Origin of the sequence: Enterococcus raffinosus (assembly GCF_018917525.1) — a bacterium.
In the GTDB taxonomy this organism is placed as follows: domain Bacteria; phylum Bacillota; class Bacilli; order Lactobacillales; family Enterococcaceae; genus Enterococcus_A; species Enterococcus_A raffinosus_A.
Map to the genome: position 1 here is coordinate 1 of NZ_JAHLOS010000020.1, position 14,049 is coordinate 14,049.

General features: G+C 40.5%; 12 protein-coding genes. All 12 read right to left on the reverse strand.

Features of this window, described 5'->3' with window-relative positions; translation table 11 throughout:
- Positions 1-161: 161 nt before the first annotated feature.
- The 12 genes from KQI58_RS13005 to priA all read right to left on the reverse strand — a co-directional run bounded on the left by KQI58_RS13005 (position 162) and on the right by priA (position 13,926).
- A complete protein-coding gene (locus KQI58_RS13005) occupies positions 162-1,607 on the reverse strand; it encodes a C40 family peptidase (RefSeq protein WP_216409519.1) in 1,446 nt (481 codons plus the stop codon).
- 228 nt (positions 1,608-1,835) lie between these two features.
- Positions 1,836-2,366 (reverse strand): rod shape-determining protein MreD, encoded by a 531-nt coding sequence (mreD, locus tag KQI58_RS13010; RefSeq protein ID WP_216409520.1) that lies wholly within the window; start codon positions 2,364-2,366, stop codon positions 1,836-1,838.
- Complete coding sequence (gene mreC, locus KQI58_RS13015; RefSeq protein ID WP_216409521.1) at positions 2,363-3,223, reverse strand: rod shape-determining protein MreC; 861 nt, start codon at positions 3,221-3,223, stop codon at positions 2,363-2,365. Before mreC ends, mreD begins: the two co-directional genes overlap by 4 nt.
- Before the next feature lie 155 nt (positions 3,224-3,378).
- Positions 3,379-4,017 carry a thiamine diphosphokinase gene (locus KQI58_RS13020; protein WP_216409522.1) on the reverse strand — a complete coding sequence of 213 codons (639 nt, stop codon included), beginning with the start codon at positions 4,015-4,017 and terminating at the stop codon, positions 3,379-3,381.
- Complete coding sequence (gene rpe, locus KQI58_RS13025; RefSeq protein ID WP_216409523.1) at positions 4,017-4,667, reverse strand: ribulose-phosphate 3-epimerase; 651 nt, start codon at positions 4,665-4,667, stop codon at positions 4,017-4,019. Before rpe ends, KQI58_RS13020 begins: the two co-directional genes overlap by 1 nt.
- A 44-nt stretch (positions 4,668-4,711) precedes the next feature.
- Positions 4,712-5,593 carry a ribosome small subunit-dependent GTPase A gene (rsgA, locus tag KQI58_RS13030; RefSeq protein ID WP_216409524.1) on the reverse strand — a complete coding sequence of 294 codons (882 nt, stop codon included), beginning with the start codon at positions 5,591-5,593 and terminating at the stop codon, positions 4,712-4,714.
- Positions 5,594-5,807: 214 nt separating this feature from the next.
- Positions 5,808-7,958, reverse strand: coding sequence for a Stk1 family PASTA domain-containing Ser/Thr kinase (pknB, locus tag KQI58_RS13035; protein WP_216409525.1), 2,151 nt, complete (start codon positions 7,956-7,958; stop codon positions 5,808-5,810).
- Positions 7,955-8,698 carry a Stp1/IreP family PP2C-type Ser/Thr phosphatase gene (locus KQI58_RS13040; protein ID WP_216409526.1) on the reverse strand — a complete coding sequence of 248 codons (744 nt, stop codon included), beginning with the start codon at positions 8,696-8,698 and terminating at the stop codon, positions 7,955-7,957. The genes pknB and KQI58_RS13040 overlap by 4 nt, the downstream gene beginning before the upstream one ends.
- Positions 8,699-8,720: 22 nt before the next feature.
- Positions 8,721-10,073, reverse strand: a complete 1,353-nt coding sequence (gene rsmB / locus KQI58_RS13045; protein WP_216409527.1) for a 16S rRNA (cytosine(967)-C(5))-methyltransferase RsmB — start codon at positions 10,071-10,073, stop codon at positions 8,721-8,723.
- Entirely contained in the window at positions 10,073-11,014 is a 942-nt protein-coding gene (gene fmt, locus KQI58_RS13050; protein ID WP_216409528.1) for a methionyl-tRNA formyltransferase, read from the reverse strand. Before fmt ends, rsmB begins: the two co-directional genes overlap by 1 nt.
- The gene (def, locus tag KQI58_RS13055; RefSeq protein WP_216409529.1) at positions 11,007-11,498 is read right to left on the reverse strand and encodes a peptide deformylase; all 492 of its coding nucleotides are present in this window, start codon (positions 11,496-11,498) and stop codon (positions 11,007-11,009) included. The genes fmt and def overlap by 8 nt, the downstream gene beginning before the upstream one ends.
- 25 nt (positions 11,499-11,523) lie before the next feature.
- Positions 11,524-13,926: a primosomal protein N' gene (priA, locus tag KQI58_RS13060; RefSeq protein ID WP_216409530.1), complete on the reverse strand. Its 2,403-nt coding sequence runs from the start codon at positions 13,924-13,926 to the stop codon at positions 11,524-11,526.
- Between the last annotated feature and the right edge of the window lie 123 nt (positions 13,927-14,049).

A 14,049-nucleotide genomic window follows, 5' to 3' on the forward strand; every position in this document is an offset into this window, starting at 1 on the left:
TGGTGATGCGGTCGGGAAACCAACATCAGTTTATCAATTTTGGGAGGTCTTTTTAATACCACGCTGGAAGCTCTTTTGAACCACCAGCACAGCAGGTGGTTTTCAAACATACAAAAAAAACCGGTACGAAATTCGTACCGGTCACGATTAATTAAATTAGATTACATACGAACCGCAAAGCTTGGTGCATAGTAACTTACAGAACTTACTGTAACAGTCTCACCTGGTTGTGGTGCGTGGATGTATTGTCCTCCACCCATTGCAATAGCAACATGATACGTTCCACCAGGGCTACCCCAGAAGTATAAATCTCCTGCTTGTGCTTCGCCAACTGAGATACGAGTTCCAGCTGATTCTTGAGGTACTGTCCAGCCGCCGATTTCGCGTCCAGTAGCTTGACGGAACACGTATGAAGTAAAGCCAGAGCAGTCAAATCCTGCAGGTGTTTTTCCACCCCATACATACGGTGTACCAATATATTTCATAGCTTCTGCAACTACGCCTGATCCATTTCCAGATGGAGCTGGAGCCGGTGATGGTGTAGGAGTTGGCGCTGGTGTTGATGGCGTTTGGTTATTTGTTGATGATGAAGTCGAACCTTGATTATTCGAACTTGTATTTTCTGTTCCAGATTCAGAAGGCGTTGTTGGTGTTGCTCCGCCGCCTTGGAAATTGTCTCCATTTGAAGATTCTGTTGCTGAAGAATCCACTGTGCTTGATTGAGTTTGCTCAGTTGAAGAAGATTCTACAGTAGAACTAGAACTTTCAGTTGTAGTCGTGCTAGTTGTAGCTTCTTCTTGCGCTTTACGATCTGCTTCTGCTTTAGCATCTGCATCAGCTTTTTCTTGTGCTTCCGCTTCTGCTTTCTTAGCAGCTTCTTGTGCTTCCGCAGCTTTACGAGCTTCTTCTTGAACACGTTGTTGTTCTTTGATAGCTGCTTCTTGTTTTTCTTTCAAACTTGCTTTATCGCTTTCAGCTGTTGCTTGTTCAGCAGCTAACGTTGTGGTTTGGACATTTAAATCAGCTTGTTTAGCGATCAAATCACCTTTTTGACTTTCTAAAGTCGCTTGGTTAGCAGCAATTTGTTCTTGTTGCTTTTTATTTTCAGCTTGTTTTTGTTCAACTTCTGCTTTATCCGCTTTTTGTTGTTCAACTAAATCATTATTCGCCTTAACGATTGTTGTCATTGCTTGAACACGGCTAACAGCATCAGTGAATGACTCAGCATTCAATACTACGTCAATAACATTAGCACCTGAAGATTGTTTAACTTGTGTATCACGTGCTTGTTCTTTAATTGCTTCTGAACGTTTTTCGATACGTTTGTCCAACGTTTCGATTTGTTTTTGCAATTCTTGAGATTTTTGTCTTAGAGATTCTTGTTCGTTTAATAGCCCTTGAGCCTTATCGTTAATTGAAGCAACTTCACCTTCTAATGCGCTTATTTGTGATTGCGCATCGGTTTGTTGACCTTGTAAACTTGAAATTTTTGCATCCTGATCAGCAATCTTACTATCAAATTCATCGGCAGAAGCTGCGGCTGGAGCTGCTAATGCGCTTAATGTTACTGAACATACCATTAATGCTGATAACAAACTTTTTTTCACTCTTATGTCCTCCGACTATTTCTTAAGTTTAATTTTAAAGTTTTGATTTTTATTAGACTTTTTTTCTAACACATTCATGAGTTTACCACAGCTGTATGTCATGCAGATAATAGCTTTGTTACAAAAACATTTCATTTCACTATTTTTTAGTTACAAATTCCGACTACAAAAAAACAGAAGAAAAATTCTTCTGTTTTTTTACGCTTATCAAAATAATTGGATTATTCCTTACATACCAAGCTCTTCCTCCGGTGGTCCAATCAAAAGTTTTTCTAATGGGAAGATTAAAATTACAAACGTTAGAATATTAAAAAGCAACGTTGGACCTAAATATCGTGGAACAAAAAAGTCGCTGCTGACCCCTGTTAGACCGAAGACAGATTGCAGCAATAAACTGATTAATTCAAAGAGCGTTACACTGATTACAACGGTAAAAAATAGCGTTAAAATATTCTGTTGAATAGTTTTTTTGAAAAAATAGAATACCATGACAAGTAACGGAAAAATCACGGCATAAATTCCGATAACACCAATATAATACAGATCGTACAATGTTCCCAAGACTAACGAGGTTCCTAACAGAAAACGTTCATTAACAACACGCGAGACAATTAAAAGGACCAATAATGCTAAATGTGCGTTTGCAACATAGATATTGTCTGTCCAGGCTGCGATAACTCGTGTGACATGGGCATCTATTAAAAATAAGAAAAATAATAAGAACGGAGTAATATATTTTAGAGTTGTTCTGCTAATCATTCTGTCGCTCCCGCCATTCTTTGAATAATCGTTACGACCGAAATATCATACATTTGTGCATAGGGTTTGATGTAAACTTCGCGATTCAGCCCATAACTGTCCGGCTTAACTTTCACGACAGTACCAATGGCTAGATCAGCTGGTGAGTTTCCTCCCAACCCAGAAGTCTGAACGACATCTCCTTCTTTGATATCTTGTTCACCTGTAATTTCTGACGCAATTAATTGTTGCGCCTTCACATCATATTTACTTAAAACTCCAAATGAATTTTCTTTCCCTGAACTTATTCTTACTGGAAAATGGTTGCTGCTTTTGTTATCGGAGGTTAACAGTTGAATTTTGGATGAATGGGCATTCACTTCCATTACTCGACCAATCAGACCCTTCTTAGACATGACCGCCATATTCCCTTCAACTCCGTCACTGCTACCTTTATCAACGATTAGCATATCTTGCCATGTATCAGGAGAACGGGTGATAACATTAGCCGTAACTTTTTCATAGCTGGTTAATGTTTGATTCAACTCAAGTTCATTTTTTAAACGTTCGATTTCTTGAGCTTGGTTCTTTGTCTGCTGCTTAACCTCATCGTATTGATCGACTTCGTTCTTTAGTTTTTGATTTTCGTCATACGTATTAATCAAATTGGAAACCGCTGTGACGCCACTACCAAGCCAACGTCCTGGTGCAGTAATAACTTTATCAACCACACTGATAGTATCATTAATGGTCGACTGGACAATATTTGTATCACTATCCTTCGCACGATTTGCTGCAGTAATCGATACAGTTGCTACAATAATAATAACAACAATTAATATAATAATAATATTCTTATTCGGATTAAACTTTCTCACGTAGGCACCTCTGAACGCTATAATATAGAACAAATTTTACCACTAACTGAAGGGATTAAAAAGCTTGGACGATTGATTTTAGAGAATTTTAGTATCTCTCATAAACAAAAAAAGAAGTAGTGAATTCGTTCAAAAAACGATTCAATACTCCTCAACTAAATATCTTTACTTTGTATCACAGCAATCAGACCAGTAGAAAAACTTACTTCAGCATTTCCTAACAAAAACTCATTACTAGCTAAACTGGTTGGTTGCATAAAATCAACAGCCGTAAGTTCATATTTTACATTCTTCAGAGTCAATTTTTTTACAGGGGTTAAGCAACAGAAAGCTAAATATTTCATACAAGGAACTTTCTCAATAGTGTGATTCCCTGGAGCAATGTACCTGACTGTATTTCCTTTATCCGCTATTGTAATCTGAGACAAGAAAGGTTTAAACCTTGGTTCTAACCCTAACCACAAATTTGCTAATAAATGATCCAAACGTCCTCCTGTCGCACCAATTAAAGTTACATCTGCTTTGGGATAACGTTCAAAGGTGCGGACTAATGCCAATTGTGTATCGGTATCATCCTTTTCAGCAGGTGAAGTGTGCACTTCATTTACTTGATTAAATACTTCTTTTTTTTCAGTTTCATTCAACGAATCAAAATCACCAATCGCTAAATCAGGAATAATTCCTCGACGCAAAAGGAATAGATTTCCTCGATCAATTCCAATGATTTTATCAAAATCATTGGAAAAAGCAGGCCAGTGATTAGGATCACCGCCTGCAACAAGTAAAATTTTCATTAGTCGATGGCTGCCCGTAACGCATTAATTTTTTCTTGGGGATTTTCTGCGTCATAGATGTATGAGCCTGCCACAAAAACATCCGCACCGGCTTCTGCACATTTTCTTGCTGATTCTGGCTGAATGCCACCATCAACCTCTATTTCATAATGGTAGCCATGTTCTTTACGCAGCTGGTCTAATTCTGCAATTTTTTCAACTTGGCTCTCGATAAATGACTGTCCGCCAAAACCTGGATTGACCGTCATCACTAAGATCTGATCAACATCGCCTAAAATGTATTTGATTGATTCAACTGGGGTTCCTGGGTTTAACACAACTCCTGGTTTTACACCTGCAGCCTTAATCATTTGAACTACGCGATGAATATGCGGTGTAGCCTCAGCATGAGCCATAATGATATCCGCTCCAGCTTTCGCAAAATCATTGATGTAATTTTCTGGATTAGCGATCATTAAATGAACATCTAACGGTAATTTTGTAACTGGACGCAAAGCATTCACAACAACTTGTCCAAAAGAAATATTGGGTACAAAGTTTCCATCCATCACATCAATGTGAATATAATCAACACCTGCATCTTCTACCATCTTTACTTCTTCACCTAAGCGTGCAAAATCTGCACTTAAAATCGATGGGGCAATTTTCATAGTCGTTTACTCCTTTTTTTAATTTATTTATTTTTCCTTAAAAACTACTTATTTTTTTTGTAGATAGGTCGACGTTTTTCGATTTCTTGTAGAAACTGCAAATAATTATCGTAACGACTCTGGGCAATCGTTCCTTCTTCTAAACGATGCTTTACTTCACAGCCAGGTTCCTTCACGTGACGACACTCACGGAAACGGCAATTCGGTGCAGCTTCACGAAATTCTGGAAATTCTTTTGGAAGTTCATCAACTGTAATTTCTAAAAACTCAATCGAACTGAATCCGGGAGTATCAGCTACTAAACCATCAAATAACTCCAACAGCTCGACGTGACGAGTAGTATGTCGGCCACGACCTAATGAATCAGATATTTCCCCAGTTTCTAAATTCAAGTCCGGAGAAACAATATTCAACAATGTTGACTTTCCAGCTCCTGATTGTCCCATAAAAACAGTTAATTTATCCGCAAATAGATTGGTCAACTTCTGCTTATCTTGTTCACCATCAATTACAGGATAACCAAGCGGCTCATAAACTGAACGGATTTCGTCCATCAACATTTCATCAGCGACTAAATCTGTCTTAGATAAATAGATGATCGGATGAATATACTTATTTTCCAAAGTTACTAGGAAACGATCCAATAGATTGTAAGAAAAATTAGGCTCCACTAAGCTGGTCACAATCACACCTTGATCAACGTTAGCGACTGGTGGACGAACCAAATCATTTTTCCGTGGTAGTAATTCAAGAATATAGCCTTCACTATTTTCTTCGCTGCTAAAAACAACTTCATCACCAACTAAGGGTGTCAATTTTCTTTTACGAAAGTTTCCCCGTGCACGAGTTTGGTAAATTTCACCTTCACTAGCAACATAATAAAAACCACTTAGGGCTTTACGAATCTGTCCTTCGATCCGTCTCATCTCCTTTTTCTTTTGAAAAATTAATTCAATCTACAAGCTGAATACCATCTTAATACATGTCTGAGTCATTTTATCTAAAATTCATCACAGTATATCCTGCTTAAAAATTGGAACAGGCATCCGTCAATTTCAGTTTTATTGTAGCATACTTTAAATCTAATTTCAGTACAAATAACCTAAAAACCTTTCCTAAAGAATTTAGGAAAGGTTTTTTCTATGGTACTGAGATTGTTTCTGCTTTTTGAACATTTTTAGTCATTACGGCTTCCCCATTTCGGCGAACTTCAATCGTGGCTGATCCACCCTGGGTTATAGTTGCAGTTACCGGCTCTGATACTGATAATCTGTTCTTATCTAATGTAAAATTCATCACTTCTGTCAAGCTTGTCTTTTTAGCATCCTTCAGTAAGACAGTAATTTTTTCTTGTTCATCACCTGAACCAGTAAATTTAGCAGATATCGTCACATCAAAGCTTGTTTCTTCATTTTCTGGTCCCTTTGAGACATAGACTGTCACAGTACTACCAAGCTTTATAGAACCCGCTCCTGGATCTGTTCGAATAACTTTTCCCTTTTCAACATCATCTGAAAACTCTTGTTGCTCAGAATATTTCAAGCCTAAATCAGAAATCGTACTTTCCGCTGTAGTTTTATCTTGACCAGATAAATCATTTAGAGTAGCGTATTCTGAGCCTGAGCTGACTTTTAAGGTGATAGTGTCTTTTGAAGTCAATCCTGTTCCACTGACAGGATCTTGACTGATGACCTCTCCAGCTTCAATTGTCTCACTATATTCATCTACCCGTTTGATTTGGTCTATTGTAATTCCTAATTGTAACAGGCTTTGTTCAGCATCGTCATAGGTCATTTGAGAATAATCGCCGATTTTGATTTTTTTAGGTCCATCTGAAACTTTGAAGGTAATCTCATCTTCCTTCGGATCAAGTTTGGTCCCGCTTTGAGGAGTTTGACTCAAAATTTGTCCTTGCGGAACTGTGTCGTCGTTGACTTTTTCCGAAACAATATTTTTTTCTAAAAAACCAATGTCTACTAGCTCTTGCGTTGCAGCATCGATTGTCTGACCTTTATAGCTTTTTATCGTAACCTTCTTCGTACCTGAGCTGATAAATAATCGTACAGAACGACTCTTTTTGATCATAGTACCTGCTTCAGGATTTGTCTTAACAACGTGACCTTTTTTTATTGTATCGCTTGGAACCTCTGACGTTTTACTGTCAACAGTCAACTTTGCGTTTTTTAACGCGGTTCGTGCTTCTGATTCAGTCATATTCTCAACTTGAGGAATCGATATTTCGGCAGAGCTAGTCAGTAGATAGCCAACGACTCCACCAATTCCCAACATCAGCAATAAGAAAATGATAATAAAGCGCTTCTTACCTTTTTTCTTTTTCGGCTTTTCTTCAGGTGTAGGCTGTTCTTCTTTAGGTTTTTCAGTCTGTATGTCTTCTGGCTGAATTGGCGTCAATACTTTTGTCTCATCCAGCATCACTGTCGGTTGCCACGGCAATTCATTTGCCCGACCGGATGTTAACGCAGTTGAAAGATCCGCCGCCATTTCTTCGGCCGTTTTGTAACGATCTGCCGGCTCCTTCGCAGTTGCATGCATCACAATGTTCTCTAACGCTTGCGGCACTTCAGGATCAAAGCCTTTTACCGATGGCATTTCGTCTTGAAAATGCTTCAATGCGATTGTCACGGCTGACTCTCCATCAAAAGGCACGCTGCCAGTGATCATTTCATACAAAATAATCCCCAGAGCATAAATATCTGATTGTTTTGTCGCCATGCTACCGCGGGCTTGCTCTGGTGAAAGGTAATGTACAGAACCTAACATAGAATTAGTCTGGGTTAGAGAGGTTTCAGATAAGGCGATCGCGATACCAAAATCCGCGATTTTTACCACGCCTGCCTGATCCATCAAAATATTCTGCGGCTTCAAGTCACGATGGATGATTCCATGCGCATGAGCCAGGCTTACTGCAGATAGGATTTGTTCCATGATATCTACAATCTTGCCGTAAGGAATGTGTTGGTGCATTTGAATATAGCGTTTCAAATCCATCCCTTTCACATATTCCATAACCAAATACTGCATACCGCTTTCTTCATCCACATCGTAAACACCAACAATATTGGGATGAACCATTTCGGTTGCTGCTAAAGCTTCCCGTTGAAAACGACGAATCGCAGTTTGATCATTTTGAAAATCGAAGCGTAATATTTTGATGGCAACATCACGATCCAAAATCAAATCGTGGGCCAAGAAGACGTTTGCCATACCACCGCTACCAATATTAGCGATGACTTTATAACGTCCATTGACCAATTTGCCTATTTCGATCATGGACGAGCCTCCCCTTCAAAATGGATCAGCAAGACGGTAATATTGTCCGCACCACCAGCCTCATTGGCTGCATTAATCAATTGTTTCGCTTTAGCTTCCAATGTTTGATCACTTTCCACGATTGCTAAAATACCTTCTTCACTTACCATGTTAGTCAGACCATCTGAACACAATAGTAAATAATCGTTCTGATGGCATTGATGTTCTGAAATATCTGTTTGGATTGTTCCAGCTATCCCCACTGAACGCGTCAGTACATTTTTTTGCGGATGAATCGCAGCCATTTCCGCCGTAATTTCACCAGATTTCAATAACTCGTTCACCAATGAATGGTCATCCGTCAATTGTTTCAGCTGATTGTTTTGAATTAAGTACGCTCGACTGTCACCGACGTGAGCTAAAACAAATTTCTCATCCAGCAAGGCAGTACTAACGATCGTTGTTCCCATTCCTTGCATCTCTGGATGATCGATCCCTTCTTGATAGATTGCTTCATTGACATTTTGAATTTCAGTTGAAAACCATTGAATCGCTTCTTCTGGCTGATCAATAGTTGAGGTTGACCAAGCAGCACCTAAACCGTCAACCGCCATTTTGCTAGCAACATCGCCAGCTAAATGACCTCCCATGCCATCGGCTAATATCGCCAAATACATACCCGCTTGATTGGTAAATACATTTGCATAGTCTTGATTCATATTGCGCCGCTTGCCGATGTCTGATTGAAATTGAATCTCCATCTTTTTTGTCCACCTCATTTTTCTATTTTTTTCGCATTGCACAAATAAAGAAGCCGTCTGTCATAAACATTTCTGGGTATAAAATCAACATTTGTTCATGAATCGCAGGCTGTAATTTCATCTCTAAATCTAGTTCAATTTTTTCAAATTCTGGGTGAGCTGCTAAAAATTCAGCAACCACTATTTGATTTTCTTCTTTCGCAATCGTACATGTACTGTATACCATAATCCCACCAGATTTCAATGTGGGAGCGCAATTCTTTAAAATTTCTAGTTGAATTTTGGGCAATTGAACAAAGTCTTGTGGTTGTTTCTGATATTTGATATCTGGTTTCCTCCGCATTAAGCCTAAGCCTGAACAAGGCGCATCCACTAAAATACGATCAAAAGTTTCAGGTTCGAAATTCGCTGCCGCCTCACGAGCGTCCATTTTTTTCGTCACCACGGTATCAGCTACACGTAAACGTTCGGCATTTTCTCGAACTAGCTTTAATTTATGCTCATGAATATCCAGCGCAGTTACCGACCCTTCGTCCTGCAATAATGCTGCAATATGAGTGGTCTTTCCTCCTGGTGCTGCACAAGCATCTAATACTTTTTGACCTGGTTTGATCTGCATCGCCTGTGCGACTAGCATCGAGCTTTCATCTTGAATCGTCAGCCAGCCATTTTGAAACAATTCACTGCCAGCTAAAAATCCTTTATCCGCGACAATGCCGTAAGGAGAAAGTTCGCTGATACGCGCTTCGATTCCGTCTTCTTCTAAAGCTTCAATCGCCTCAGCACGCGTTAAAAAACGTAAATCAATCCGAGCACTGACACGGCTAGGTTCTAATAATGACAACCCTAATTTACGTGTCTCTTCCTCTCCGATTTCTGCCACGAATTTTTCTGTTAGAAATCTAGGCAAACTGATTTCAGTTGCCAGACGTTCAATTGGGACTTGAATCAATTCTAACGAAGGTGCACCTTCTCGTTGAAACGAACGCAAGACACCATTGACGAATTTACCTGTACCAGGATTTCCTTTGGCCTTAGCGATTTCTACCGCCTCGTTGATAATCGCATGGTCAGGAACACGATCTAAATAAAGCATTTGATAGATGGACAACTGCAATAAGCTTTTAACCCAAGGATCAACTTTCTTTGCTTTCTTGATAAAAGGTTCAATATCATACGCTAATAAAAGCTGCCGACTAATCGTACCATAAACAAGCTCTGTTAAGAGTGCTGTATCCTTGCCGTCGACTTGATTCTTTTGGATTAGCTCATTCAGCAATAAATTTGAATAGGCCCCGCCGCGATTGATCCGTTCAATCGCCTCTAACGCAGTAAAACGAACCGAACGTAATAATTTTTTTGGAATTTTTGCCATTAGTTCACCTGCTGTCCTTCAGTAACTGCTTGTCCGCTACCATTCAAAAAGGCTTGAATCGTTTGTTTAGCTTTGCCGGCAGGTTGTAGCTCGTCGATTGCTAGTACCGTACCTTCGCCACATGCGATATGTAGGGCTTTTTTTGTACGAGCAACAATTGTCCCTGGGGCAGCAGTAGTGGTTTCTTCTAATGGGGTCGTATGGAAAATTTTCCATCGTGTCCCTTCATAGGTCGTAAACGCCACAGGCCATGGGTGCATTCCGCGAACCTGATTGTCGACTTCTTCCGCGGTCTTTTTCCAGTCAATCGCTTCTTGTTCTCGACTAATATTTGGTGAAAACGTGGCTTCCTCTTCGTTTTGTGGCGTTGGCTTCAATTCACCAGAGATGATCTTTGGCAATGTTTTTAGCAATAGCTCTTTACCGACTTGGCTAAGTTTTTCAAACATCGTACCGACGTCATCTTGCTTCGTAATTGCGATTTTTTGCTGACTGAAAATGCCACCAGCATCCATTTTCTTGATCATTTCCATGATGGTTACACCGGTTTCGGCCTCGCCTTCCATGATCGCATAATGCACTGGGGCACCACCGCGATATTTCGGCAATAATGACGCATGGACATTGATTGCTCCTAGTCTAGGAACTTGTAATAGCTTCTCAGGTAAAAATTGTCCGAAAGCAGCTGTGATCAGTAGATCAGGTGACAATTCTTTGATCTTTTCCATTTCCGGTGAACCGCTGATTTTTTCTGGCTGCAGAACTAATAAATCATGCTTCAACGCAGCTTCCTTTACTGGCGTAGGGGTGATGATTTTTTTCCGTCCAACGGGGCGGTCAGGTTGTGTGACTACCGCCGCTACTTCATAACCAGCTTCGATCAAGCTCTCTAAAATAGGTACAGAAAAAGCGGGTGTTCCCATAAATATAATTTTAGTCATCGGCATGTTCCTCCATATAACGTTCTAATTCTTCTGGTTTAATTATTTCGATCACTTGGTCGATAAACAATTTCCCCTCTAAGTGATCGATCTCATGTTGAAACGCTCGAGCTAAATAACCGTAGGCAGTGACTTCCATTTCTGAGCCTTCACGGTCATAATAACGGACCGTTACTTCATCAGCGCGTTCAACGGTTCCGTAGGTTTCTGGAATCGAAAGACATCCCTCGACATCGATGTTAGTTCCTTTGCGCTCGATAATTTCAGGGTTGATAAAATCAAAGCGATCGCCTTCTTCCACTTCAACGACCGCGATACGCAAATTCTTACCAATTTGCGGGGCTGCAAGCCCAATGCCATCGTGAGCCACCATTGTTTCATACATATCGTCTAACAGCGTAATAATCTCGTCAGTGATGTATTCGATTGGCTCGGTCTTTTTATTTAAGCGTTCGTCAGGGTGAATAATAATAGGGTAACGCATGTCATTCCTCCATTGATGAGATTTTTTAGATAAAATACATCGGTTCGTTGTCAATAGCGATCAATAAGCCTTGGCGTTGATCTTTTTGACTTACTTGTAAAATATCTTCTAAAGTTGCTTGTAGCTTCGGTTCATTTTTATATTTGATAATCAATTGGTAGTAATAACGATTTTTGATCCGCAAGATCGCCCCCGGTGTCGGACCTAACAGAATACTTTGGGGACTTAGCTGATTGCGTAGTTGTTCAGCTAATTGAAACGCTTTTTGAGCCGCCCGCATTTCTTCTTGATGAGAAACTGTCACCTTGACCGTGTAATAATAAGGCGGGTAATCCGTCTGATGACGAATTCGCATTTCTTGTTGGAAAAAGCTTTCGTAATCATGATGCTGTGCTAGCTTGATCGTGTAGTGCTCTGGATTGAAGGTTTGAATAACAACCTCACCGGCTTTTTCTCCACGCCCTGCTCTGCCGCTGACCTGCGTCAGCAATTGAAAGGTTCGTTCACTAGAGCGGAAATCTGGCAGATTCAATGCCGTATCGGCATTCAACACGCCAACCAGAGTCACATTTGGAAAATCTAACCCTTTTGCGATCATCTGCGTACCTAGTAAAATATCCGCTTCTCGATCTCCGAAAGCCGTTAAGATCTTTTCGTGGGCGCCTTTACGCCGGGTCGTATCGACATCCATCCGTAACACACGGGCCTCTGGAATTAATTCCGCTAGTTCTTCTTGAACTTTTTCTGTTCCGGTTCCAAAATAACGAATCTTATCCTTGCCGCATTCTGGACAACGGCGGGGAATCCCCTCCTCGTGCCCACAGTAATGGCAACGCATTGTCTTCGTATCCATATGCAAGGTCAAAGAAATATCGCAATTGGGACAAGGCAACACAAATCCGCAATCGCGGCACATCACAAATGAAGAGTACCCGCGACGATTCAATAGTAATACACTTTGTTCACCTTTGGCTAAACGATCGCGCAATTTTTCTTCCAGTTTTTCAGAAAAGGAGGAGTTTAATCGGCGCTGCATTTCTTCACGCATGTCAACAATTTCGACGGTTGGTAATGATGCTTGTGCATTTGCACGTTCATTAAGCTTTAATAACTGGTAAACACCCTTCTGTCCTCGCGCCCGAGATTCTAAAGAAGGAGTTGCACTCCCTAAAACAACTGGACAATCGTGGTATTTCCCACGCCAAATCGCTAAATCACGCGCATGATAACGAGGAGATTCATCTTGTTTGTAGCTAGTTTCGTGTTCTTCATCAATGATGATCACACCTAAATTTTCTAATGGAGCAAAAATGGCTGAACGAGCTCCTACAACCACATGAGCTTCTCCACGTTCTAATTTACGCCATTCATCGTATTTTTCCCCCTGTGATAAACCACTATGTAAAACAGCTACTTCACTGCCGAACCGTGCCTTAAAGCGTGTTGCCATTTGCGGCGTCAATGAAATTTCCGGTACCAGCATCATAGCTGTCTGACCATTTGCCAGCACATCTTGAATGACCTGCAAGTAGACCTCTGTCTTGCCGCTGCCAGTTACACCCTCTAATAAGAAAACCTGATGTTCATGATCAGCACTTTTTTGACTAATTGTCTCATAAGCGACTCTTTGTTCGTCATTCAAATCTAGTGCTGATGTTTGGCTAATCTCTCTTTCGGCATAAGGATCACGATATTTCTCAACCGCTACAAATACTAGCCAGCCCTTTTTCTCTGCTTGGTTCAGATTAGCTAATGAAAAATCCTCTGCCTTCATTTGTTTCACCGCGATCAGTTCTTCCTCATTCAACGCTGCTAAATAATCCAGTAGTTGTTCTTGCTTGTAGGAATTTTTACGTAACTCTGCTTTTAATTTCTTCAGATTTTCCAGCGCAAAACGTCGCTTAATGTAGCGTTCTGTTTTTACTTTATTCTTTGTATGAACCTCATAGCGTAATTCAACAATGCCTTGTTCACGCAATTCGGCTAGTTCTTTTAGCCAGCCCTGTGCTTCCGCTTCTTCCCACGTTAGTGAATCGGAGTTGCCGAAATACTTTGCTTGAACGGACGCATTCTCCGTAACAAGATACAAGCGCTTTTGATAATCTGCCTTCATTACGCTAGGCAGCATTGTTTGCAAGCAGGTCACTTTGAAAGCAAAGGTCGTCTCTTTCATATAATCCGCCAATGCCAATAATTCTTTGTTCAAAACGGGGGTTAAATCCAGCACCCGAATAATCGGTTTCAAATTATCTGGCAACGGTTCAGGCGCAGTTTCAAAACCAACCACGAAGCCTTGGACGTGCCGCGGACCGAAACCGACCTCTACTCGCATCCCAACTTCAACCGCCAATTGAGGCGGTATCAAGTAGCTAAATGGTTGATCTGTCTGCATCGCCGGAACATCCACGATCACTTGTGCTAATTTCATTCTTTTCCGCCTCCATTCTTAAATATTGTACTCGATTTTTGCTATAAACACCTAAATTAATGAAACTATGTAAGGAAAACTTTGGCACAAAAAAGAAGGGACTGCGCCAAATTATTGGTACAA

Coding starts and splice junctions, on each gene's coding strand:
- def (WP_216409529.1), bottom strand. CDS start 11,498: ATGCGTTACCCTATTATTATTCACCCTGACGAACGCTTAAATAAAAAG.
- rsgA (WP_216409524.1), bottom strand. CDS start 5,593: ATGAGACGGATCGAAGGACAGATTCGTAAAGCCCTAAGTGGTTTTTAT.
- pknB (WP_216409525.1), bottom strand. CDS start 7,958: ATGATCGAAATAGGCAAATTGGTCAATGGACGTTATAAAGTCATCGCT.
- KQI58_RS13020 (WP_216409522.1), bottom strand. CDS start 4,017: ATGAAAATTTTACTTGTTGCAGGCGGTGATCCTAATCACTGGCCTGCT.
- rsmB (WP_216409527.1), bottom strand. CDS start 10,073: ATGGCAAAAATTCCAAAAAAATTATTACGTTCGGTTCGTTTTACTGCG.
- priA (WP_216409530.1), bottom strand. CDS start 13,926: ATGAAATTAGCACAAGTGATCGTGGATGTTCCGGCGATGCAGACAGAT.
- mreD (WP_216409520.1), bottom strand. CDS start 2,366: ATGATTAGCAGAACAACTCTAAAATATATTACTCCGTTCTTATTATTT.
- KQI58_RS13040 (WP_216409526.1), bottom strand. CDS start 8,698: ATGGAGATTCAATTTCAATCAGACATCGGCAAGCGGCGCAATATGAAT.
- rpe (WP_216409523.1), bottom strand. CDS start 4,667: ATGAAAATTGCCCCATCGATTTTAAGTGCAGATTTTGCACGCTTAGGT.
- fmt (WP_216409528.1), bottom strand. CDS start 11,014: ATGACTAAAATTATATTTATGGGAACACCCGCTTTTTCTGTACCTATT.